The sequence below is a fragment of the Nonomuraea sp. NPDC049695 genome, assembly GCF_040674955.1.
Lineage (GTDB): Bacteria > Actinomycetota > Actinomycetes > Streptosporangiales > Streptosporangiaceae > Nonomuraea > Nonomuraea helvata.
This window is the reverse complement of sequence record NZ_JBFANV010000069.1, coordinates 19865-41608: the sequence shown is the minus strand read 5'-3', so window position 1 is coordinate 41608 and position 21744 is coordinate 19865. Positions and strand designations below refer to the sequence as shown.

Here is a 21744-nt window from a genome sequence, read left to right as displayed (position 1 = left end):
GCCGGGCGGCCCGCTCACTCGTACGTGAGCAGGTCGCCCGGCTGGCAGCCGAGCGCGTCGCACAGACGGCTCAGCGTGGAGAACCGGATCGCCTTGGCGTGGCCGTTCTTCATGATCGACAGGTTGACCACGGTGATCTGCACGCGGTGCGACAGCTCGGTGAGCGTCATGCCCCGCTCCTGGAGCAGCTCGTCGAGCCGGACCCTGATGACGCGCTCACCCATCAGATGGTGGCCTCGACCTCTTCGAGCAGGGTCAGGCCCCGCCGTACGATCTCCGACACGCCCAGAGCGGCGAACCCGGCCACGACGCTCCCGAGCAGTGCGCTCGACGGCGGGTAGAAGGGGTGGCTCTCGGTCACCAGCCTGGAGGACAGCATGGCCTCCGCGACCATGCCGAGCACGGCCGACACGGCCGAACCCACGATCAGGATCCAGCCCAGCCGGCGCAGATGCCCGGCCGTGACGGCGGAGAACAGCGCCCGGTCGCCCGACCTCGCCCTGCGCAGCGCGCGAACGAGCGCGAGCAGAGAGAGCAGCCACGTCGTCGTGCCGGGACCCCACAGCAGCAGGTAGAGCAGGGCGGCGAGCGGTGCGGCGCCCTCCGGGCGGACCACCACCTCGGCGGTCGCGTCGCTGACGGCGGCGCCGGCCGCCGCCATTCCCTCGACCGGCACGTCGAACACGCGCAGCGAGATGCCCAGCCCGGTGGGCGTGCCGAAGAAGGCCATCCCGGCGGTCATGGCGAGACCGGCCACGGCGCCCAGGCAAGCCAGGACGAGCCCAAAGGTCAGCAGGATCTCGAGTCGGATCAGCCATCGTGTTGTCATAACGATAATCGTAAATAACGATATTCGTTATGTCGAGCCGCCGTGCGGGCGGATGAGGGGGCGGCGGGGGTCGTGGGGCCCTATGGTTGGTCGAAAATCCTGATGTTCGAGTGTTTGGCGGGGATATGTCCGACTCGACGGAGCGCGCGCCGTCCTTGGTCGCTGATCGTTACCGGCTTGACGAGCGCATCGGCAGCGGGCCGATGGGCGAAGTCTGGCGGGGGTACGACACGCGGGCCGACTGGGTCGTGGCCGTGAAGGTGCTCGGCGCCAGGGCGGCGGGGGCCGCCACGCGTGAGGTGCTCAGGCAGCACGCCCAGGCCGTGGCCAGGGTGATCCACCCGAACGTGGCCATGGTGCTGGACGTCGGCGAGCACGAGGGCGCGCCGTTCCTGGTGATGGAGTTCCTCACGGGGCTCAGCCTGGGCGAGGAGCTGGCCGCGCGGGGCTCCTTGGGGATCGTCGAGGTGTGCGACCTGATCGGGCAGGCGGCCGCCGGGCTCGACGCGGCGCACCGGGCCGGGGTGGTGCACGGCCAGGTCGACCCGGACAGCTTCCGGTCGGCCGGGAGCGGGGTGCTCAAGGTCGTCGGGTTCGGGATGGACGACCGGGTGCCGCCGTCCAGCCGGTACGTGGCGCCGGAGCGGGTCGCGGGGCAGGAGGCCACGGCCTCCGGGGACCTGTACGCGCTCGGATGTGTCTGCTACGAGCTGCTCTGCGGCCGTCCGCCTTTTGGTGAGACCCCCGCTGATGACGGCGGGCCCGTTTCCGGCGGTGGCGGGGGTGAGCCCGCGCCGCCCAGTGCGTTCAGGGCCGAGGTGCCGGCGGAGCTGGACCGGCTCGTGCTGGCCATGATCGCTGAGGAGCCCTCCAAGCGGCCCGCCAGCGGCGAGGCGATCAGGCGCGCCCTGGCGGGCATCGCCCGGCCGCGTGCCAACCCGGCCGCACCGGCCATGCCCGTGACCGGCGCCTCCCTGCGCGACGGCGGCCTGCCGCCCAACGAGCAGGGGGCCACCGAGGTTTTCCAGTCCGTGGGGCAGAGCGGCGGCCCTCGGGCCGGTGACACCGCCGTCTACCAGGCGGGCGAGCTCGAACCCGGACCCGGCTCCAACCGCAAGCTCCTCCTCCAGCTCGGCGCCGCCGTGGCGATCATCGCGATGGTGACCGTGGTCATGGTGATCTGGGCGGGCTCGCGGAAGGAGGAGCCGGTCGCCGTGCCCACCCCGACTGTCGCTCCCTCCACGTTCACGCCGCCCACCGAGACGCCCATCGAGACACCCACCTCCGACCCGTCGCCCGGCCTCGTGACCACCCTGGTGCCCGAGCCGACCTCCCTGCAGGAGACGGCCGCTCCCAAGGCCACCCTGGGCGACGCGGTCCCGCGGGGCGGGTGGGGCAAGTGGCTGTCGGAGTTCGACAAGGCGCTGTCGGACCAGCAGGCGATGGGCGGGATCAACCCCGAGGTCGCGGGCAAGGCCAGGGAGAAGATCAGGAAGGCGGCCAGGAAGTTCACCGAGGGTCACGTCGACCCGGGCATCAAACAGATCGCCGGTGTCTATCACGACCTGCAGCGGGCTCAGCAGAAGGGCGACATGGAAACGTCCGGGCCGGCGGCGAACGTCCTGCGGGACTGGCGGCTCCCCGGCGAATAGCCGGCCGCCGCTCTGGGGCAAGGCAGGCGATAGTGACGCGAGGGCAGGAACACGTACATTGGCGCCATGACCTTCGACTACGTGGCGCGGCGCGCGCGCCTCGCCGAGCTGCTGCCCGCGCGTGAGGTCCACGCCCTGCTCGTCACCTCCCCGGTGAACGTCCGCTACCTCACGGGGCTGGCCAGCTCGAACGCGGCCGTCCTGGTCAGGACCGACGGCACGGCGCTGCTGGCGACCGACAACCGCTACATCGAGGCGGCCCGCGCGCTGGACGTCCCGTCGGTCGAGGCGTACGACGTGGCGGAGAAGCTGGTGGAGCCCGGCGCCGGCATCGAGGCGGCGTGGATGAGCGTGGCCACGTACCGGCGCCTGGACAAGGGGCTGGTGCCGCTGGAGCCGGTGGTGGAGCTGCTGCGGGCGGTCAAGGACGACGGCGAGCTGGAGCTGCTCCGTACGGCCTGCCAGATCACCGACCAGGCCTTCGCCGACGTGTCCGGGAAGATCGCCCCGGGGATCACCGAACGCGACCTCGCCCGCCTCCTCGACAACCGCATGACGGAGCTCGGGGCCGACAAGCCCGCGTTCGACACGATCGTGGCCGCCGGCGAGAACGGCGCGATCCCGCACCACGCGCCGACCGGCAGGGAGTTGCGCGCCGGCGACCTGGTCACCATGGACTTCGGCGCCCGCTACCAGGGCTACCACGCCGACATGACCAGGACGGTCTGCCTGGGCGCGCCCGCCGGCTGGCAGCGTGAGATCTACGACCTGGTCGCCGAGGCGCAAAGGGCGGGCAGGCACGCGCTCGCCCCCGGCGCCGGGGCCAGCGACGTGGACGCCGCGGCCCGTACCGTCATCGAGGACGCGGGCCACGGAGACCACTTCCGGCACGGCCTGGGACACGGCGTCGGCCTGGAGATCCACGAGGAGCCGTTCCTCGGCCCTTCGCGGACCGGTAGACTAGAGGATCGAGTTCCGATCACCGTCGAGCCTGGGGTCTACCTCCCGGGCCGGGGTGGGGTTCGCATCGAGGACACCCTCGTGACACGTGAGGGCGGGCCGGAACTTTTCACGAAGACGACAAAGGAGCTGCTCGCCCTTTAGAGCGGCCGCACGCGGGAGAAGATCGAGTGGCGACGACCAACGACCTCAAGAACGGCATGGTGCTGAAGCTCGACGGCGGTGAGCTGTGGGCCGTCGTGGAGTTCCAGCACGTCAAGCCGGGCAAGGGCGGCGCGTTCGTGCGCACCAAGCTCAAGAACGTCCTGTCGGGCAAGGTCGTCGACAAGACCTTCAACGCCGGGGTGAAGGTCGATGTGGCCAACGTCGACAAGCGCGAGATGCAGTACTCGTACAAGGACGGCGACGACTTCGTGTTCATGGACACCGAGACCTACGACATGGTCAACGTGCCCAGCGGCACCGTCGGCACCGCCGCCAACTACATGCTGGAGAACACTCTGGCCACGATCGCGTTCAACGAGGGCTCGGCCCTCTACGTCGACCTGCCCGCCGCCGTCGAGCTGACCATCTCCAACACCGAGCCCGGCCTGCAGGGCGACCGCTCCACCGGCGGCACCAAGCCCGCCACGCTGGAGACCGGCGCCGAGATCAAGGTCCCGCTCTTCATCACCACCGGCGAGAAAGTCAAGGTCGACACCCGCAGCGGCGAATACCTCGGCCGGGCCTGAGGTGTCGGCACGCGGCAAAGCACGCCGGCGGGCGCTTGACATCCTCTTCGAGGCCGAGCTGCGCAGCGAGGATCCGCTGAAGATCCTCGCCGAACGCGTGGAGCGGCAGGAGCCCCCGGTGAACGAATACACCTCGACCATCGTCGAGGGCGTCGCCAGGCACCACGCGCGCATCGACGAGCTCATCACCACGTACGCCGAGGGCTGGACCCTCGACCGGATGCCCGCCGTCGACCGCAACCTGCTGCGCGGCGGCACGTACGAGCTGCTGTGGATGCCCGGCGTGCCCGAGGGCGTGGTGATCAGCGAGTGGGTGCACCTGGCGGGGGAGCTGTCCACCGACGAGTCGCCGCAGTTCGTCAACGGGCTGCTGGCCCGCTTCAAGCAGCTCAAGCCAAGCCTCACCCTTTAGACACCGTCAGGAGCGCGTGTTCGGGGTACGGTTCCAACCACGCCGGCCTGCACGGCTCCGCGCAGGACACGTCCTGTCACGCGGTCAGGCGCCCCGGTCGGCGAGTGCCTGGCCGTCCGGCGCGGGAGCGGGCGGACAAGTGGCGCGTCACCAGCCGCGACGCGCCCCTTTCCGCCCTTCCCGCGGTGCGTATCGTAGGGGCATGGTGACCGAGGCCGACGTGCGCCGGCTCGCGCTGGCGCTGCCCGAGACCCTTGAGAAGACCATGTACGGCACGCCCGCCTTCTACGTGCGCGGCACATGGTTCGCCCGGGTCAGGGACGAGGGCGGCGTGCTGGTGCTGCCGGTGGGCTCCGAGGAGGAGAAGGCCGGGCTCATCGCGGCCGAACCCGGCACGTTCTTCACGACGCCGCACTACGACGGTTCCGCCACCGTGCTGGTGCGGTTCGGGGCGGTGGACGCCGGTGAGCTGGGCGAGCTGCTGACCGACGCCTGGCGGCTCCGGGCCCCGCAGCGGCTGGCGGCCGCCTACGACGTCTGACCCCTCGACCCGCCGGGTCCGTCGTCCCCGTCTGTGGGCGCCCTGTGCGTCGTGTGCGGCGTGTCGCCACGCGGCGCTCGGGAGGCGGGCCCGCCGTCAGCGCATGCGGTGGCGGGCGGGGGGTTCGGCCGGGCGCGGGTGTGGGCAGGCGGGAAGCAGGCGACCGGCGTACCGCGTAGGCTGGGCCCGTCCGCGAAGAAGCAGTTCGCGGGGTGCACGTTCGCGACGGCCGGGCGCCGGGCCCCGCGTCGCGAGGGGAGAGGGAGGCGAGCCGACGTTGCGTGCTGAAGGCGCCACGAGGACCCCGGCGGTGCGGACCGCCGTCGTCTGGGACGCGTTGCGGTCCGTGCTGACCGAGCGGGCGGCGGCGACCGGGCGCGATGCGCTCGACATCGTCGACGCCGGAGGCGGCACCGGGGGGTTCGCCGTGCCGCTGGCCGCGCTCGGCCACACCGTCACCGTCGTCGATCCGAGCCCCGACTCGCTGGCCGCGCTCGAACGCCGCGCCAAGGAGAAGGGCGTGGGCGTACGCGCCCTGCAGGGCGACGCCGACGGCCTGGGCGAGCTGCTCAGCCGTGACAGCGCCGACCTGGTCCTGTGTCACAGCGTGCTCGAGTACGTCGAAGATCCGACCAGCGCGCTGGCCGCCGTCGCGGGCGTGCTGCGCAAGGGCGGCGCCGTGAGCGTGCTGGCCGCCAACCCCGTCGCCAGCGCCATCCACCGGGCGCTGGCCGGCCAGTTCGACGAGGCGCGGGCCGTGCTGGGCGATCCCGACGGCACGTGGGGCGATCGCGATCCCACTCCGAGGCGCTTCGCCGCGGAGGCGCTCGCCGAGCTGCTGAGCGCCACCGGGTTCTCCGTGGGCGCCGTCCACGGCGTCCGGGTCTTCGCCGACCTCGTGCCGAGCAGGCTCGTCGACGGCGAGCCCGGCGCGGCGGAGGCGCTCGTCGCGCTCGAACAGGCCGCCGCCGCCCATCCCGTGCTGAGAGACATCGCCACACAGCTGCACGTGCTCGGTCATAGGCTTTAGAACGCTTGTTCGGATAGAATCGACGGCGTGTCCCGCAAGCAGATCACAGGCATCGGCCCCGCTCCGCGTACCGGGGCCGATGACAGCGGCTGCCCGATCCTCCACGTCGACATGGACGCCTTCTTCGCCAGCGTCGAGCTGCTCGACCGCCCGGAGCTGCGCGGCCGCCCGGTGATCGTGGGCTCGCCCGCCGGGCGCGGTGTCGTGCTCAGCGCCACGTACGAGGCCAGGGCCCAAGGCGTGCACTCCGCGATGCCGATGAGCAGGGCGCGCAGGCTCTGCCCGCAGGCCACGGTCATCCCGCCCAGCCACGGCAAATACTCCGAGGTCTCCAAGGGCGTCATGGAGATCTTCCACGCGATCACCCCGCTGGTGGAGCCCATCGCCTCCGACGAGGCGTTCCTCGATGTCGGGGGCGCCAGGCGCAGGCTCGGCCCGCCCGCCGCCATCGCCGCCATGATCAGGGAGCAGGTCCTCGAGCGCTACGGCATCACGTGCTCGGTCGGCGTGGCGAGCAGCAAGTTCGTGGCGAAGCTGGCCTCCAAGCAGTGCAAGCCCGACGGGCTCCTGGTGGTGCCCGCCGACCAGGTCGTGGACTTCCTCCACCCGCTGCCCGTGTCGGCGCTGTGGGGCGTCGGCGAGCGCACTGAGCAGTCCCTCGTACGCCTCGGCATCCGCACCGTCGGAGACCTGGCCAGAGTGCCGCCCGCCACCCTCCAGCGCGAGCTCGGCCAGGCCGTGGGCGGCCACCTGGCGGCGCTGGCGTGGGGCCGCGACGAGCGGCCGGTGAGCTCCCACGTGCCCGACAAGAGCATCGGCAACGAGGAGACGTTCGCGGTCGACGTGGACGATCCCGAGGTGATCAAGCGGGAGCTGCTGCGCCTTTCCGAGCGGGTGGCCGCCAGGATGCGTAAGGGCGGCCACGTGGGAAGGACTGTAAGTGTGAAGCTACGCCGAGCCGATTTCACCACGATCAACCGCTCGCGCACGCTGCGCGAGCCGACCGACGTGGCTCAGGTGATATACGCCACAGCCTGCGAGCTGTTCGAGGCGGCCGGCCTCCAGCGCGTACGGCTGCGCCTGGTGGGGGTCCGGATGGAGAACCTCCGGCCGGCGGAGGAGGCCACCCGGCAGCTCAGCCTCGGGGAGCGGGAGACCGGCTGGCGTGAGGCCGAGCAGGCGATGGACAAGGCGATCCGGAGATTCGGTCCCGATGCGGTGGTCCCGGCATCGCTCGTACGTGGCAAGCTTGATGAAGCAGAGACATGACGCTGATGTCCGGATTTGCTGGGGGCCTAGGTGTGGCGATTTTGGGGGGAAGGGGGCGAGATGGGTCACAATGGAGCCATGACGACACCTCCGGTTTGGTCTGCGTTGGACGTTTGCTTTCGCCTACGTCTACAGCCTCGTATTCTGGGGATAACCGACCGCGAGGTTCGGACACCCCGTGTCGTCCGTTGCCGTCTTCCCCGTCCTGGGGCCGTCCTTGGGAGGCGCCGTGCCGCTCTCTGAGCACGAGCAGCGCTTGCTCGAACAGATCGAGCAGGCCCTCTACGCCGAGGACCCGAAGTGGGCCAACACCGTAAGGATCAGTGACCCGCGCACCCATTACAAGCGTCGCCTGATCAGAGCCTCCATCGGCTTTGCTCTCGGCGTCGTCGTCATGATGGTCGGCGTGGTGATAAGTGGCAGTGCGCTGATCCCGCTCGGCGTCGGCGGTTTCGTGGTCATGCTCGCCGCGTGTCTGTGGGGCCTGTCCAGTTGGAAACGTATGAATGGGTTCGGTGACTCCCCTCCCTCCTCCGGCACGGGCACCCCTCAGGGCAAGCAGGCCCGCCGTAACCGGGGCACCTTCATGGAGCGCATGGAAGAGCGCTGGCGCCGTCGCCACGACGATCGCTGACCGCTGATCCGGCACAGCCGCCCGGCATCCGCCCGGGCGGCCGTCGTGTTGGATGCGCCCCGACCGGCCGAGCCGTCCCCCCGGCTGCCGTGTCTTGAGTGCGACCGGCCCGGCTCTTGAGTGCGACCGTTCTGGTCGTCGTGCCGGAGGCGTTGGAGAGTGACCGGTCCGGCCGCTCCCCTTCCTCCGGGGAACGGCCGGACACGCCGGTCAGGAGCCCTTCTGGGCCGCCGTCCGCCGCAGCCTGATGTTCTCCAGCAGGTCGAACCCGTCGAGCAGCCGCTCTCCCACGGCCCGCAGCCGCCGCAGCGTCGACGGCGGCAGCAGCACCGCCCGCACCCGCCGCCCGCGTGACACCGTGGCCGCCAGGGCCTGGCGCACCTTGCGCAGGTCCTTCCGCATGGGGCCGATCTCCCCGGGATCCCGGGCGAACAGCACGCGCTCCACCGCCGAGGCGATGGCCGCGACGGCCGCCGCCGACTCCGCGTCGAACTCGTACTGCTGGGCCAGCCGCCGCGCCAGTGCCCGCGGGGTCTCGCTGGTCTGGCGGGCCATGCCGTAGTCGTACAGCACGTCATCCAGTTCCGCCCATGCCGCGGCCACGGACGGGGCCACCGACGGATGGCGGCGCGAGGCATCCGAGACCATCGCGGACGTCAGCTCGTCGGCGGGTGCCGACACCTTCCAGCCCAGGGTGCGTACGCGCCGGTTCCTGGTGAGCACCCGCAGACCGGCGGGGATCAGCAGAAGCAGGAGCAGCGCCCCGGCGCCGATGCCGATCTTGGCGATCAGCGGCATGGAGTCGTCCGGCGGCAGCCCGCCGGTGGCGACCACGCCCTCGCGGTCCAGCTCCCGCGGGTTACGCCGGGTCTGCGGTGCGACGGGCTCGTCCGCGGACGAGCTGGTCGCCCCCGGCGTCGGCGTCGCGGCCTCGCCCGCGGACCGCGGCCTGGGCTGGGTGTACTCGGGCACGCGCGCGCTGCCCTGGCCGAGCGACCCCGCGGGGGTCGGCTCGAACGGCAGCCAGCCCACGCCCTCGAAATACAGCTCGGGCCAGGAGTGGGAGTCGTTCGTGCCGACCTGCCACCTGTCGCCGACCTTCGTGCCGCCCGTGTAGCCGATGGCCACCCTCGACGGGATGCCCACCAGCCTGGCCAGCACCGCCATCGACGCGGCGAACTGCTCGCAGTAGCCGACCCGGTCACGCAGCAGGAAGTCCCTCAGCGCCGAGTTGCTCTGCACCTGCGTGCGCAGGTTGTAGGTGAAGCCGCCGTCCTTGGTGAAGAACTGCTGCAGCTTCACCGCCGCGTCGTAGTCCGTCTTGGCGTCCGCGGTCAGGTCGGACGCCAGCTTGGCGATCTCGGGAGGCAGGTTGTCCGGCAGCTTCAGGTAGCGGGGGTCGGTGGTCGGCCGGGTCCCGCCGAGCGATTCCAGCAGATCCGGCGTCGGCTGCGGCTCGCTCGTGGCCACCTGGTAGTCCAGGCCCGCGGCCTCGTCGCGGGTGGAGAAGACCATGAGCGTGTCCACGTCGGCCCGCCAGTCGCCGTCCACCTGGATCTCCCTGGGCGGGTACGGCAGCGGCAGGAACTGCAGTTTCGTGATCTCGTCGCTGATCTGGATCTTCGTGACCACGTTGGCGATCTTCGGCTGTGGACCCAGTCCGGGCGGCGCGGGGAGCGGGCCGTTGTCCGTCCTGTTCTGCGCCACCCCTTTCGGATCGGTCATGCCGAACTGCTGGCCGTCGAAGGTGTCAAGCGCGTAGATCCGCAGATAGCGGGGTTTGTCGTCGCTGTTGGTGTAGGTGAGGACCACCCGCCGTTCCGGAAGGTCCAGCTGGCCCTTCAGGAACGCGACCGGGTTGGGGATGCTGATCGAGTTGCCCTTGCCCAGGCCCGTGCCGCCCACGCCGAACGTGAAGAACGACACCGGCTCCATGGCCGGCAGCAGCGCCGGCACGCCCACGGCCAGCGCGATCGCGGCGAACCCGATGCGCTTGCCCGACAACCGCAGACCGCTGGTGTCCGCCCCGTTGCGCGAGGCGGGCTGCGAGGTGGCCGCGCGCGTCCGCCGTACCAGCACCGCCTTGCCCCAGTGGCCCACCCGCTCGCGGCCGTCGGCGATCAGCAGGCTGACGAACCCGAGAGCCGCCAGAATGAACGCCGGCCAGCTGATCGGGTCGGGCAGGATCGTCGCCGGCACGGTGGCCAGCGCCAGCAGCGGCAGCCCGGCGAGCGCCGCCTTGCGCAACCGCGCGGCCAGCAGGTCCACGGCGATCGCGATCAGCGCCACGCCGGCCGCGGTCAGCAGCGTGATGCCGTCCGTCTGCGGCACCGGAGCGGCGAAACGCTGGATGTCGGTCCAGCCGACGCCCAGCAGCCTGCCCAGCTCCACCACCGACGCCTTGGTGGGAATCACCAGCGCCCACGCCTTGCCGGCCGCGAAGACCACGGTCAGGTAGATCCACGTCGCGACCAGCGCGACCGGCGGCGCCGCCCACGCGGGCAGCGACAGCCGGCTGCTCAGCAGGCCCGCCGCCATCACGGCGAGCACGGCGCCCAGCGACGTCCAGAACCAGGCGCCGCCCTGGAAGAGCGGGTAGAGCAGCAGCGCGGCGGCGAACGTGGCCACCCCGGCGGCGGAGGTCAGCCTCATGCCGCGCCTCCCGTCGGGTTGAGCGCGTACCTGCCGCGGTTGGCGGCGTGCTGCCAGACGGAGGCGATCGAGGTGCCCGCGGGCAGCCGCACGATGCGCCAGCCGTACCCGGCCAGGATCGTCTGGACGGCCTGGTGGTTCTCCGCAGCCGTCCGGTCGCCGGCGTCCCACGTGCTCACGTCGAGCAGGACCGCCACCCCCGTGATGCCGCTGTGCCTCAGCCTGGCCAGCTCCCTTGCCTCCTCCGGATCGAGATCGCCGAGCACGGCCACGATCAGCCCGTCGCCGCCGCCCTGGCGCAGGGCCGACACGCCCATCTCCAGCGTGCGGGCCGGGCTGTGCCGGATCACGGCCAAAGTGTCGAGCAGCGACCAGCTCAGGCCGGTGTCCGTCAGGTGCTCGGCGCCCTGGTCGGTCACCAGCCGCAGGCCGAGGCCCTCGTGGGCGAGGTGCACGCCGATGGAGGCCGCGGCCGAGACCGCCACCTCGAACGACGAGCGCGGGCCCTCGCCGCGGTGCGCGTACCTGCGGCTGTCCAGCAGGAGCGCGCCGCGGCTCTGCCACTGCTGCTCCTCGCGGCGCACCATCAGCTCGCCGTGGCGGGCCGTCGAGCGCCAGTGGACCCGTCGCAGGTCGTCGCCCTGCCGGTATTCGCGCGGCGCCACGTCGTCGTCGCCGGCCGCCGCCACGCTCCTGGTACGGCTGTCGCCGCCGCCCGTCCACTCACCCGACAGCCGTACGTGGGGCAGCGCCGCCACGTGCGGCGTCACCACGAGCGTGTCGCTGATCGTGAACGAGCGGGTCAGCTCGACGAGCCCGAACGGGTCGGCGATGCGGACCGACAGCGGGCCGATCGTGTAACGGCCGCGCAGGTCCGAGCGGACCCGGTAGTCGATCTCCCGGACGCCCCGGGACTCGACCCGGTCCAGCACGAACCTCGGCCGCACACCCAGCGCGTAAGGAACGGTGTCCTCGATGAGCAGCAGACCGGTCGGCAGCCTGGTGACGTTCTCCAGCCGCAGGGTCACGGTGGCCTCGCCGCCCACCTCCGCCCTGGGCGGGTCGAGGCGCCTGGCGCAGCTCAGCCGGTAGCGCGTGCGCGCCACCACCATGGCCGCGAGCAGCGGCAGCGCCGTCACCAGCACGCCGATCCTGAACAGGTCGTTCTCGCCGAGGAAGAACGCCATCAGCAGCGCCGCGATGCCGGAGGCGAGGAACGACCTGCCCCTGGAGGTCAGCGCCCGCAGGCCGGCCCTCACAGCGCCTCACTCAATGGATCCATTAGCGGCCTCGCGTCTCCGGCACCGGCACGCGCCTGATGAGGTCGGTCACCACCTGCTCGGGCAGGCGGCGCTGCCCCTGGGCCTCGACGCTGGGCAGCAGCCGGTGCGCGAGCACGGGGATGGCCAGGTCCTGCAGGTCGTCGGGGATGACGTAGTCGCGGCCTGCCAGCGCCGCGTGCGCCCTGGCGGCCCGTACCAGCTGCAGCGTGGACCGGGGCGAGGCGCCCAGCCGCAGGTCGGGGGAGTGGCGGGTGGCCACGACGACGTCGATGGCGTACTTCTTGACCGCCTGGGAGACGTAGACGCCGCGTACGGCCTCGATCAGGGCGCGTACCTCGGCCGTCGTCGCCACCGGCTCCAGCTTGTCCAGCGGCGAGGTGCCGCCGTGCACGTCGAGCATCTCCAGCTCGGCGTGCGGCTCGGGGTAGCCCATCGCGATGCGCGCGGTGAAGCGGTCGCGCTGCGCCTCGGGGAGGGGATAGGTGCCCTCCATCTCGATGGGGTTCTGCGTGGCGATCACCATGAAGGGCGAGTCCAGTGCGTACGTCACCCCGTCCACGGTCACCTGGTGCTCCTCCATGCACTCCAGCAACGCGGACTGCGTCTTGGGGGAGGCGCGGTTGATCTCGTCGCCCACCACGATGTTCGCGAACACCGGGCCGGGCTTGAACTCGAACTCCCTGGTCTGCTGGTTGTACGCGCTGACCCCGGTGATGTCGCTGGGCAGCAGGTCGGGGGTGAACTGCACGCGGCGCACAGGGCAGTCGATGGAGCGCGCCAACGCCTTGGCCAGCATGGTCTTGCCGACCCCTGGCACGTCCTCGATCAGGAGGTGGCCCTCCGCGAGCAGGACGGTGAGAGTGAGGCGTACGGCGTCGCTCTTGCCCTCGATCACCGATTCGATCGCGCTGCGAATCCGGTGAGCCGTGGAGACCAGCTCGTCGAGCTGGGGAGGGACATCATGGGTAACTGCCACCGGGCCTCCATGAGAGAAGTGCGACGGCTTGCCCGTACTGTGCCTTTGCGGGAGCCATGCCATTCCTTTTCCATTGTGTGTACGACCCTACGACGCTGTGGGTTCGCGGGCGACATTTGTGGATATTCAAGGGAACCCTGGCGATGTTCCCGTTCTTGTCGCATAGCGGTGCGAATCCCGTGACACGCCCCCCTCTGGGTGCTCCACTTTCCACCACCGAAGGCTTCGCGAAGGGGCCGAGCCCCTATTTCCCCGCGCTTTTGAACCCTCGACACGCCCATGAGGGTTGACCGTCCGGTCACCGCCCTCCACCCCGCTCCATCGCTCTGACCTGCGGAAACTCAACGGAAACCAATGATGAAGACCGTTCGAATCAGTTGACGGTGGGGAGAAGTGGAGTATGGTGGTGCGCAGTGGAGGGCCCGGTGCGCCAGCGCTGAGCGCTTCACGAGGCACGGGAGGTGGGGCCGGTGTTCCTCGGCACCCATCAACCGCGTCTGGACGACAAGGGACGGCTGTTCCTGCCGGCTAAGTACCGTGAGGAGCTGGCGGAGGGTCTTGTGATCACCAAAGGCCAGGAGCGATGCCTCTACGTCTTTCCCGTGGAGGAGTTCCAGCGCATTACCGAGGCTCTCAGCACCGCCCCGGTCACCGCCAAGGCGGTGCGTGACTACAGCCGCGTCTTCTTCGCCAGTGCGTCCGACGAGAAACCGGACAAGCAGGGCCGCATCACGATCCCGCAGAGCCTGCGCCAGTACGCGGGGCTTGAGCGTGACTGCGTGGTCATCGGGGCCAACACCCGGCTGGAGATCTGGGACGCGCAGGCCTGGGACACCTATCTCAGCGCGCAGGAGCAGGCGTTCGCCGATCTGTCGGAGGAGGTGCTGCCAGGGATCTTGTAGGAGTCACGGTCGATCCGTCGGTGCTGTCGTTCGGCGAGGTCTCCACCCGCAACCACTGCTTGCCAGCTGATGCACCTTCCCCGGTGTCAGATGGCGGGCGTCCACGAAGAGGGTGCGGATGGGGACCTGGCCGGGCGGCACCGGGTGGGGACTCAGGAGTGACCGACGATCGATCTGTACGCGTCATCCGCGAGCAAGGGCGCGAGAGGGGGGTTGGAGATGCACGACAACGCTGGCACGGGCGGTCACGTTCCGGTGATGCTCGAGCGCGTTCTGGAGCTGCTCGGCCCGGCGCTGACGGGCGAGTCACCCGTCGTCGTCGACGCCAACCTCGGTCTCGGTGGCCACTCGGAGGCCCTGCTCGCCGCATTTCCCGCGCTCCATCTGATCGGGATCGACCGCGACCCGTTCGCGATCGACCACTCGACCCGCAGGCTGAGCCCGTACGCGGACAGGATCACCCTGGTCCACGCGTCCTCCGGTGACCTGGCCGAGGTGCTCGCCCGCGCGGGCCGCACCACGGTCAACGGAGCGCTGTTCGACCTGGGGGTCTCCTCGCCGCAGCTCGACGAGGCCGAGCGGGGGTTCGCCTACTCCTACGACGCGCCGCTCGACATGCGGATGGACACCGAGCAGGAGCTGACGGCGGAGAAAGTGGTCAACACCTACTCCGCCGCGGAGCTGACCCGCATCCTGCGTGACTACGGCGAGGAACGATTCGCCCCGCGTGTCGCGGCCCTGATCATTAAGGAACGGGCTAAAGAGGCAATAACCTCGACCAAGCGGCTTGCGGACATCGTGCGCGAGGCGATTCCCGCCGCGACCCGGCGCACCGGGGGAAACCCCGCCAAGAGGACTTTCCAAGCGCTGCGCATCGAGGTGAACGCGGAGCTGACCGCCCTGGAGGCGGCGCTTCCCGCGGCACTCGACGCGCTGGCGCTCGGTGGGCGAGTCGTCGTGCTCTCCTACCACTCCCTGGAGGACCGGCTCACCAAGCAGGCCCTCACGGCGCGAACCAGGGACACCAGCCCCCCCGGGCTGCCCGTCTCATTGCCGGCTCACCAGCCGAGGTTCCGCCTGCTGACGAGGGGAGCCGAGCTCCCAAGCGAAGAAGAGCTCGCCCGCAACCCGCGGGCGGCCTCGGCCCGGCTACGGGCGGCAGAGAGGATCCGTGTTGACGACTGAGCAGGAGACCGGCCGGGAGGCGCCCGGCCGCCGCGCGACGCTCAAGCCGGGGCCCAAGACGGGCACGCGCCGGCTCGGGGCGCCGCACCAGTCCAAGCCGCGGCCCCGTCCTGACGTCGAGAGCAAGCTGTCGGCCGCCGAACGGGCGCGCCTCGACCTCGACGGCAAGGGGTCCGCCGCCGAGCGGGCGCGGACGGACGGCGCGCGCGTGCGCACGGACGCCTCGACCGCCTCGCCGCGGACGCGTACGGACGTCGGTGGTAAGCGGCCCGTCACCGAACGCGTGCGTCCTGCCGCGGGGACGCGGCCCGGCCCGGCGGAGGAGCAGGTCAGGAGGCCGGCGCCGCGACGGCGTCCCACCCGGCGGCAGCGTGCGCCGTTCGTGCTGCTCGTCGTCGGTCTTCTCTGCGGCGGCCTGGTGAGCCTGCTGCTGCTCAACACCATGCTCGCCAAGGACGCCATCACCGACGCCAAGCTGCGCGACGAGATCGCGGTGGCGCGGCAGGAGAAGGAGAAGATCGACCAGGACTACCAGTTCAAGATGCAGCCGGGGAACCTCGGCCGCCTGGCCGAGAACCAGGGTGGGCATCGCGAGTGGGACAAGGTCAACAGCTATACCGGCGATGACGCTCCGGCCGGCCAGGCGGACACGGAACGGTGAGTAATTCAGGCGGCAGGGGTCAGGGTCCCGGCCGCGGCGCTGGCGGCGCCGGCTCTCAGGGAGGGCCCGGCGCCGCTCGACGTACGCCCGGCGGTCCTGGGCGGTCAGGGCGCCAGGGGGGCTCTTCCCGTTCTGACGGGGGGCGCTCCGAGGGCACGGGCCGCCCGGGCTCGGCGGAGAACCCGCCGCGCCAGCCGCGCAAGCGCCCACAGGACCCTCTCGACCTGCCGTTCGGCCACGACGACGAGCCCCGGGCGCGTCCGCCGCGCGATTCCGGTGGTGACCCGCGTGGCCGTTCTTCGCGTGATGCCGGTGGTGACCCGCGTGGTCGTTCTTCGCGTGATGCCGGCGGTGATCCGCGTGGTCGCTCCTCGCGTTCCCGCTCTCCGCGTGACGACGCCGAACGCGCGGACCGCGCCGATCAGGGCCGTCCCGGCCGCTCCCGTTCCGGCGACTCCGGTGGCACGCGCCAAGGCGGCCAGGACCGTGGCCGCCAGGGCGGCGCGGCGGGCCGTCAGGGCGGTGCGGCGGGCCGGGAGGGCGGTGCGGCGGGCCGTTCCCGCGGCGAGGTGCCGCGCGCCCGCTCGCGCGGTGAGGCGGACCGAGGCACGCGCCCGCGCCCGCACGACGAGGACGACCGCCCGAGAAGCCGCAGCGTGGGCGGCGGCGACGAGGACGACCGCCCACGGGACGGCGCGCGGCGGGTCCGCGGCGACGGGCGCCCCAGAGGGCGTGCCGGTCAAGGCCGGGACGAAGGTGACGGTCCCAGAGGGCGCGCCAGGCAGAGCCGGGACGAGGGCGACGGTCCCAGAGGGCGTGCGGGACTGGGCCGTGACGAGGATGACCGTCCCAGGGGACGTGCCGGCCAGAGCCGTGACGAGAGGGAGCGTCCCAGGGGGCGCGCGGCCCAAGGACGCGATGACGTCGATCGGCTCCGAGGGCGCGATCAGGGGCGTGACGAGCGGGCCCGCGGCCGGCACGACGACGACCCTCCGCGCCGCAGCAGGCCGGAGGACGAACTCCGGAGCCGGAGCAGGGAAGAAGGGGCGCGACGTACCCAGGCGGGCAGCCCCAGGCCGCAGGCCAGGCCGGAGGCGGGACGGGGCCGTGAGCGGGCGGAGGCGGGACGGGGCCGTGAGCGGGCGGAGGCGCGCCGCGGCGCGGACGTGCCGCCACCCAGGTGGTCGCGCCGGCCGCCGCCGCGACCGCCCAGGCCGCCGCTCGTGCTGCGGCTGGGCAACCCGCGCAGGCGTATCAACATCGGCCTGATCGGCATGACGTTCGTGCTGTCGATCTTCTCCGGCCGGCTGATCCAGATGCAGGGTCTCGACTCCAAGGTGTACGAGGCCGCCGCGGTGGGCCAGCGTACGCACACCGAGGAGATCCCCGCCAAGCGGGGCTCGATCACCGACGTCAACGGCCACGGGCTGGCCGTCACCGTCGAGGCCCGCGAGCTGTCGATCGACCCGTCCAAGATCCTCCCGCAGGATCGCGCGAAGTGGACCAAGCTCCTGGCGCAGCAGCTCGGTAAGACCGAGCAGGAGATCTCCGCGAAGCTGGCCAGGACGAACACCCGCTACCAGCGCCTGGCCACCGACGTCGACCCCGTCGTGGCCAGCCGCCTGCTGCAGGCCCGCGTGCCCGCGCTGACGGCGACCAAGACGTACCGCAGGCTCTACCCGGCAGGCGATCTGGCGGGCACCCTGATCGGGTTCGTCGGCGACGACGGCGACGGCCTCGGCGGCATGGAGCAGGCCAAGAACAAGCTGCTGGCCGGCCGCGACGGCGAACAGCGCGTCGAGACCGGCCGCGACGGCCTGCGCATCCCGATGACCAGCAGCCAGCGCACCGCCCCCGTGAACGGGCAGGACGTACGGCTGACCATCGACCGCGACATCCAGTGGGCCGCCCAGGAGTCCATCACCGAGCAGGTCAAGAAGGCCGGCGCCGACAGCGGCACCGTGATCGTCATGGACGTGCGGACCGGCCAGATCATGGCCATGGCCAACGCCCCCGAGCTCGACCTGAACAACTGGCGCAAGGCCCCCGCCACCAGCTACATCAACAAGGCCGCCGCCGACGTGTTCGAGCCGGGCAGCACCAACAAGGTGATCACGGCGGCCGCCGCGATCGAGGCGGGAGAGGTGACGCCCGACACGGTGTTCCAGGTGCCCGACCGGATCAAGTGCGCCGACCAGGTGCTGCGCGACGCCCATGCGCACAAGTCCGAGTCGATGACGTTCCGGCAGGCCGTGGCGGAGTCCAGCAACGTGGCCACGATCATGGCCGCGCGCAAGGTCGGCAGCGAGCGCCTCTACCGGATGCTGAAGGCGTTCGGGTTCGGCTCGACGCCCGGCGGCGGCGTGCCGAGCGCTGAGGCGGGCCTGCTGCCCGACTACAAGAGCTGGTCGGGCAGCCAGAACTGCACCGTCGCCTACGGGCAGGGCGTGTCGGTGACCGCGCTGCAGATGGCCAGCGTCTACCAGACCATCGCCAACGGCGGCGTCAAGGTGGAGCCGCAGATCATCGCCGGTACGACGGACACGTCCGGCAGGTTCGTTCCCGCTCCCGCAGGTAAGCAGACCAAGGTGGTGAGCGCGACGACGGCCAAGGAGATCACGACCATGCTGGAGAGCGCGGTGAGCGCGGAGGGCACCGGACTGCTCGCGGCCATCCCCGGTTACCGGGTGGCGGGCAAGACGGGCACGGCCAACCGCTACGATGCCAAACTCGGCCGTTACGAGGGCTACACGGCCTCGTTCGTCGGGTTCGCCCCCGCGGACCAGCCCAGGCTGGTGGTGCTGTCGGTGCTGCAGAACCCGAAGAACGGGCACTTCGGCGGGCAGCTGGCGGCCCCCGTGTTCAAGGAAGTGATGACGTTCGCCATCAAGAGCAAGAAGATTCCTCCCACAGGCTCCACCGCGCCTCCGGTGCGGATGCGCGCGGGACAGTGAGCAGGGAAGGTACGCTCTCGCCGTGCGTCCCCCGTCGTCTATGCGTCCCACGACCAGCCCGCCCCGTCCGCTGACCGGGCTCGCGACCATGCTCGATGCCGGCTCAGGCTCGGCGCGGTCGCCTCATGCCGCCCTGACCGGTGTCACCATCGACTCCCGCAACGTCAGGCGCGGAGACCTCTACGTGGCCCTGCCGGGCAAGCAGGCCCACGGCGCCGCCTTCGCCGCCGACGCGATGGCGAAGGGCGCCGTGGCCGTGCTCACCGACCAGGAGGGCCGCGACGCCGCCGTCGCGACCGGGCTGCCCGTGCTGGTCGTGCCCGACCCGCGCGCCCTGCTCGGGCAGGTCTCCTCCTGGGTGTACGGGCAGCCGGCCCACGACATCCAGGTCCTCGGCGTCACCGGCACCAGCGGCAAGTCCACCACCACGTTCATGATCGAGGCCGGGCTGCGGGCCGCCGGCCACACCACGGGCCTGGTGGGCGGCGTCGAGATCCACGCGGGTGACCTGCGCTTCCAGCCCACGCTCACCACGCCGGAGGCGTCGGAGCTGCACGGCCTGTTCGCCCTGATGCGCGAGGAGGGCGTCAGCGCGGCCGCCATGGAGGTCTCCAGCCACGCGCTCGCGCTCGGCAGGGTCGACGGGGTCTACTACGACGTCGCCCTGTTCACCAACCTCTCCCAGGACCACCTCGACTTCCACAAGGACTTCGACGACTACTTCGCGACCAAGGCGCGGCTGTTCCAGCCGGAGCTGAGCCGGCTCGGCGTCACCAACATCGACGACCGCTACGGGCGGGAGCTGCTCGGCCTGGCCAAGGTGCCGATGACCACGTTCTCGGCGCTGGGCGACCCGGAGGCCGGGTGGCGGGCACTCGACGCCCGGCTCGGCGCGGACGGCAGCGCGTTCAGGGTGGTCGGTCCCGGCGGGGTCGAGGCGGACGCGCAGATCTCGCTGCCCGGCCCGTTCAACGTCGCCAACGCGCTCGGCGCCATCGTCACTCTGGTCGAGGCCGGAGTGCCGCTGCAGACCGCCGTGCACGGCGTCGGCATGCTCACCGGTGTGCCCGGGCGCATGCAGCGGATCACGAGCTCGGAGGACGAGTTCCAGGCCGTCGTGGACTACTCGCACAAACCCGGCGCCGTCGAGTCGGTGCTGCGCTCGCTGCGGTCCGTCACGGCGGGCACGCTGACGATCGTGCTGGGCTGCGGCGGTGACCGCGACAAGGGCAAACGGCCTATCATGGGCGAACTCGCCGCTCGTCTGGCGGACGTGGCCGTATTCACGAGCGACAATCCGCGCTCGGAGGATCCGCTCGCCATTCTCGCGACGATGATGGAGGGAGCGCTCCGCGTTCCGCAGCACGACCGCGCTCATGTGATCATTGAGCCCGACCGCGCGGCCGCCATCGGCCTGGCGATCGCCCGGGCCGGCCACGGCGACGTGGTCGTCGTGGCCGGGAAGGGTCACGAGCAGGGCCAGTACGTCTCAGGCGAGGTGATCCCCTTCGACGACCGCGACGTGGTCGCCGAGTCGATTGCCGCACGCAAGGAAAGCACGGAAAGCAGGAAGCACTGATGATCCCGTTGCCTCTGGCCAGGATCGCCGAGATAACCTCGGGCGCCCTGTCGGGCATGGCCGATCCCCGCGCTGTCGTGCGCGGGCCCGTCGTGATCGACTCGCGGGCCGTCGAACCGGGATCGCTCTTCGTGGCCCTCCGGGGCGAGCGGGTGGACGGCCACGACTACGTGGCGCAGGCGATCAGGGCCGGAGCCGTCGCCGTGCTGGCGACCAGGCCGGTCGACGCGCCCTCGGTGATCGTGCCCGACGCCGCCGCCGCGCTGGCCGAGCTGGCCACCGCCCAGGCGGCCGCGCTGCCCAAGGTCACCGTGATCGGCGTGACCGGCTCGGCGGGCAAGACCACGACCAAGGACCTCCTGGCCAGGCTGACCGCCCGGATCGGCTCCACCATCGCCCCCGTCGGCAGCTTCAACAACGAGCTCGGCCACCCGCTGACCGTGCTGCGGGCCGACCTCGACACCCGCTTCATGGTGCTGGAGCTCGCGGCGCGCAACATCGGCCACATCAAGGAGCTGACCCGCATCGCGCCGCCGCAGATCGGCGTGGTGCTCAACGTCGGCACCGCGCACCTCGGCGTGTTCGGCGGCAAGGAAGCCATCGCCAAGGCCAAGGGCGAGCTGGTGGAGTCGCTGCCGCGCACCGGCGTGGCCGTCCTGAACGCCGACGATCCGCTGGTGCGGGCCATGGCCTCGCGCACCGAGGCGCGCGTCACGTACTTCGGGCGCGCCGAGTCCGCCTCCATCCGGGCCGAGAACCTCTCGGTAGACGCCCGGGGGCGGGCCTCGTTCACGCTCCGCACGCCCTCGGGGGCCGCGCCCGTGTCGCTCAAGCTGTACGGGGAGCACGCGGTCGAGAACGCGCTCGCCGCCGCGGCGGCCGCTTACGAGCTGGGCCTGCCGGTGGCCACCATCGCGGAGGAGCTGTCGGAGGCCACGCCGCGCAGCCGGTGGCGGATGGAGGTCACGGACCGGGCCGACGGCGTGACCGTCGTCAACGACGCTTACAACGCCAATCCGGACTCGATGCGGGCCGCCTTCGGGGCGTTCGGGGTGCTGGGGCGGGGGCGGCGGCGCTTCGCCGTCATCGCGGCGCTGCGGGAGCTGGGCGAGGAAGGGCCGGAGCTCAACGCCGAGCTGGGCCGGCTGGCCGGCGGCTCCGGGCTGGCCGGGCTGATCGTGGCGGGCCCTGACACGGAGCCCGTGCTGGAAGGCGCACGGGCGGCCGCGGCGGAGGCGCAGGCGGCGGCACAGGCGTCCCTGGACGCTCAGGCGGCGGCCCAGGCCGCCGCCGGACCGCAGGCCTCGGGGCCGCACCCGTCGGGTCCCCAGGCTTCGGGTCCCCAAGCGTCGGCACCCCAGGCGCCGGGACCGCAGGCCTCGGGACCGCACGCCCCCTCAGGGCCTCAGGGCCCCGCAGGAGCGCCGAGCGCGCCGCAGCCCCCCGCCCCTCACGAGGGCGGGCCTCAGGGCTGGCATGGGCCCGTTCCGGAGC

General features: G+C 71.6%; 19 protein-coding genes and 1 pseudogene. 14 read left to right on the top strand and 6 right to left on the bottom strand.

Going from position 1 to position 21744, the window contains the following annotated elements; translation table 11 throughout:
* Window positions 1–14 precede the first annotated feature (14 nt).
* Window positions 15–224, bottom strand: a complete 210-nt coding sequence (locus AB0J64_RS41045) for a helix-turn-helix transcriptional regulator (protein WP_364040163.1) — start codon at window positions 222–224, stop codon at window positions 15–17.
* A complete protein-coding gene (locus tag AB0J64_RS41040) occupies window positions 224–829 on the bottom strand; it encodes a DUF2975 domain-containing protein (RefSeq protein ID WP_364040160.1) in 606 nt (201 codons plus the stop codon). The genes AB0J64_RS41045 and AB0J64_RS41040 overlap by 1 nt, the downstream gene beginning before the upstream one ends.
* Before the next feature lie 125 nt (window positions 830–954).
* Between AB0J64_RS41040 and AB0J64_RS41035 the strand changes: the two genes are divergently transcribed.
* From AB0J64_RS41035 to AB0J64_RS41000, 8 genes are all read left to right on the top strand, one after another.
* Complete coding sequence (locus AB0J64_RS41035) at window positions 955–2481, top strand: serine/threonine-protein kinase (RefSeq protein ID WP_364040157.1); 1527 nt, start codon at window positions 955–957, stop codon at window positions 2479–2481.
* 66 nt (window positions 2482–2547) lie between these two features.
* A complete protein-coding gene (locus AB0J64_RS41030) occupies window positions 2548–3585 on the top strand; it encodes an aminopeptidase P family protein (RefSeq protein WP_364040154.1) in 1038 nt (345 codons plus the stop codon).
* A 26-nt stretch (window positions 3586–3611) separates the two neighbouring features.
* Window positions 3612–4172 (top strand): elongation factor P, encoded by a 561-nt coding sequence (gene efp / locus AB0J64_RS41025; protein ID WP_344985196.1) that lies wholly within the window; start codon window positions 3612–3614, stop codon window positions 4170–4172.
* A 1-nt stretch (window position 4173) separates the two neighbouring features.
* On the top strand, window positions 4174–4584 hold the full coding sequence (nusB, locus tag AB0J64_RS41020; RefSeq protein ID WP_357728756.1) for a transcription antitermination factor NusB: 411 nt from the start codon (window positions 4174–4176) through the stop codon (window positions 4582–4584).
* Window positions 4585–4786: 202 nt separating this feature from the next.
* A complete protein-coding gene (locus tag AB0J64_RS41015) occupies window positions 4787–5125 on the top strand; it encodes an MmcQ/YjbR family DNA-binding protein (RefSeq protein WP_364040150.1) in 339 nt (112 codons plus the stop codon).
* Between the two features lie 277 nt (window positions 5126–5402).
* Complete coding sequence (locus AB0J64_RS41010) at window positions 5403–6155, top strand: methyltransferase domain-containing protein (protein WP_364040147.1); 753 nt, start codon at window positions 5403–5405, stop codon at window positions 6153–6155.
* Window positions 6156–6182: 27 nt separating this feature from the next.
* Window positions 6183–7424, top strand: a complete 1242-nt coding sequence (gene dinB / locus AB0J64_RS41005; RefSeq protein ID WP_364040144.1) for a DNA polymerase IV — start codon at window positions 6183–6185, stop codon at window positions 7422–7424.
* 229 nt (window positions 7425–7653) lie between these two features.
* Window positions 7654–8058, top strand: a complete 405-nt coding sequence (locus AB0J64_RS41000; protein WP_364040141.1) for a DUF3040 domain-containing protein — start codon at window positions 7654–7656, stop codon at window positions 8056–8058.
* A 210-nt stretch (window positions 8059–8268) separates the two neighbouring features.
* Here AB0J64_RS41000 and AB0J64_RS40995 read toward each other — a convergent pair whose 3' ends face one another.
* Genes AB0J64_RS40995 through AB0J64_RS40985 form a run of 3 tightly spaced genes read right to left on the bottom strand, consistent with a single transcriptional unit; the run spans window position 8269 to window position 12969 of the window.
* Window positions 8269–10710, bottom strand: coding sequence for a DUF3488 and transglutaminase-like domain-containing protein (locus tag AB0J64_RS40995; protein WP_364040138.1), 2442 nt, complete (start codon window positions 10708–10710; stop codon window positions 8269–8271).
* Complete coding sequence (locus tag AB0J64_RS40990; RefSeq protein WP_364040135.1) at window positions 10707–11969, bottom strand: DUF58 domain-containing protein; 1263 nt, start codon at window positions 11967–11969, stop codon at window positions 10707–10709. The genes AB0J64_RS40995 and AB0J64_RS40990 overlap by 4 nt, the downstream gene beginning before the upstream one ends.
* Before the next feature lie 22 nt (window positions 11970–11991).
* Entirely contained in the window at window positions 11992–12969 is a 978-nt protein-coding gene (locus AB0J64_RS40985; protein WP_344985189.1) for a MoxR family ATPase, read from the bottom strand.
* Between the two features lie 470 nt (window positions 12970–13439).
* Between AB0J64_RS40985 and mraZ the strand changes: the two genes are divergently transcribed.
* The 3 genes from mraZ to AB0J64_RS40970 all read left to right on the top strand — a co-directional run bounded on the left by mraZ (window position 13440) and on the right by AB0J64_RS40970 (window position 15717).
* Entirely contained in the window at window positions 13440–13871 is a 432-nt protein-coding gene (mraZ, locus tag AB0J64_RS40980) for a division/cell wall cluster transcriptional repressor MraZ (protein WP_090930667.1), read from the top strand.
* Between the two features lie 219 nt (window positions 13872–14090).
* The gene (rsmH, locus tag AB0J64_RS40975; RefSeq protein WP_344985188.1) at window positions 14091–15056 is read left to right on the top strand and encodes a 16S rRNA (cytosine(1402)-N(4))-methyltransferase RsmH; all 966 of its coding nucleotides are present in this window, start codon (window positions 14091–14093) and stop codon (window positions 15054–15056) included.
* Window positions 15046–15717 carry a hypothetical protein gene (locus AB0J64_RS40970; protein ID WP_364040130.1) on the top strand — a complete coding sequence of 224 codons (672 nt, stop codon included), beginning with the start codon at window positions 15046–15048 and terminating at the stop codon, window positions 15715–15717. The genes rsmH and AB0J64_RS40970 overlap by 11 nt, the downstream gene beginning before the upstream one ends.
* A 104-nt stretch (window positions 15718–15821) precedes the next feature.
* On the opposite strand, the gene AB0J64_RS40965 is transcribed toward AB0J64_RS40970, so the two are convergent.
* Entirely contained in the window at window positions 15822–16697 is an 876-nt protein-coding gene (locus tag AB0J64_RS40965; RefSeq protein WP_364040127.1) for a hypothetical protein, read from the bottom strand.
* 186 nt (window positions 16698–16883) lie between these two features.
* On the opposite strand from AB0J64_RS40965, the gene AB0J64_RS40960 reads away from it, so the two are divergent.
* The 3 genes and pseudogenes from AB0J64_RS40960 to murF form a co-directional block, all read left to right on the top strand.
* Complete coding sequence (locus AB0J64_RS40960) at window positions 16884–18671, top strand: penicillin-binding protein 2 (RefSeq protein WP_364040125.1); 1788 nt, start codon at window positions 16884–16886, stop codon at window positions 18669–18671.
* 40 nt (window positions 18672–18711) lie between these two features.
* Entirely contained in the window at window positions 18712–20250 is a 1539-nt protein-coding gene (locus AB0J64_RS40955) for a UDP-N-acetylmuramoyl-L-alanyl-D-glutamate--2,6-diaminopimelate ligase (protein WP_364040122.1), read from the top strand.
* Window positions 20250–21494: pseudogene (gene murF, locus AB0J64_RS40950) on the top strand (UDP-N-acetylmuramoyl-tripeptide--D-alanyl-D-alanine ligase); the annotation flags it as partial. The gene AB0J64_RS40955 and the pseudogene murF, both read left to right, overlap by 1 nt.
* Window positions 21495–21744: the final 250 nt, after the last annotated feature.

Coding starts and splice junctions, on each gene's coding strand:
- AB0J64_RS41045 (WP_364040163.1), bottom strand. CDS start 224: ATGGGTGAGCGCGTCATCAGGGTCCGGCTCGACGAGCTGCTCCAGGAG.
- AB0J64_RS41040 (WP_364040160.1), bottom strand. CDS start 829: ATGACAACACGATGGCTGATCCGACTCGAGATCCTGCTGACCTTTGGG.
- AB0J64_RS41035 (WP_364040157.1), top strand. CDS start 955: ATGTCCGACTCGACGGAGCGCGCGCCGTCCTTGGTCGCTGATCGTTAC.
- AB0J64_RS41030 (WP_364040154.1), top strand. CDS start 2,548: ATGACCTTCGACTACGTGGCGCGGCGCGCGCGCCTCGCCGAGCTGCTG.
- AB0J64_RS41015 (WP_364040150.1), top strand. CDS start 4,787: ATGGTGACCGAGGCCGACGTGCGCCGGCTCGCGCTGGCGCTGCCCGAG.
- AB0J64_RS40995 (WP_364040138.1), bottom strand. CDS start 10,710: ATGAGGCTGACCTCCGCCGCCGGGGTGGCCACGTTCGCCGCCGCGCTG.
- rsmH (WP_344985188.1), top strand. CDS start 14,091: ATGCACGACAACGCTGGCACGGGCGGTCACGTTCCGGTGATGCTCGAG.
- AB0J64_RS40955 (WP_364040122.1), top strand. CDS start 18,712: ATGCGTCCCACGACCAGCCCGCCCCGTCCGCTGACCGGGCTCGCGACC.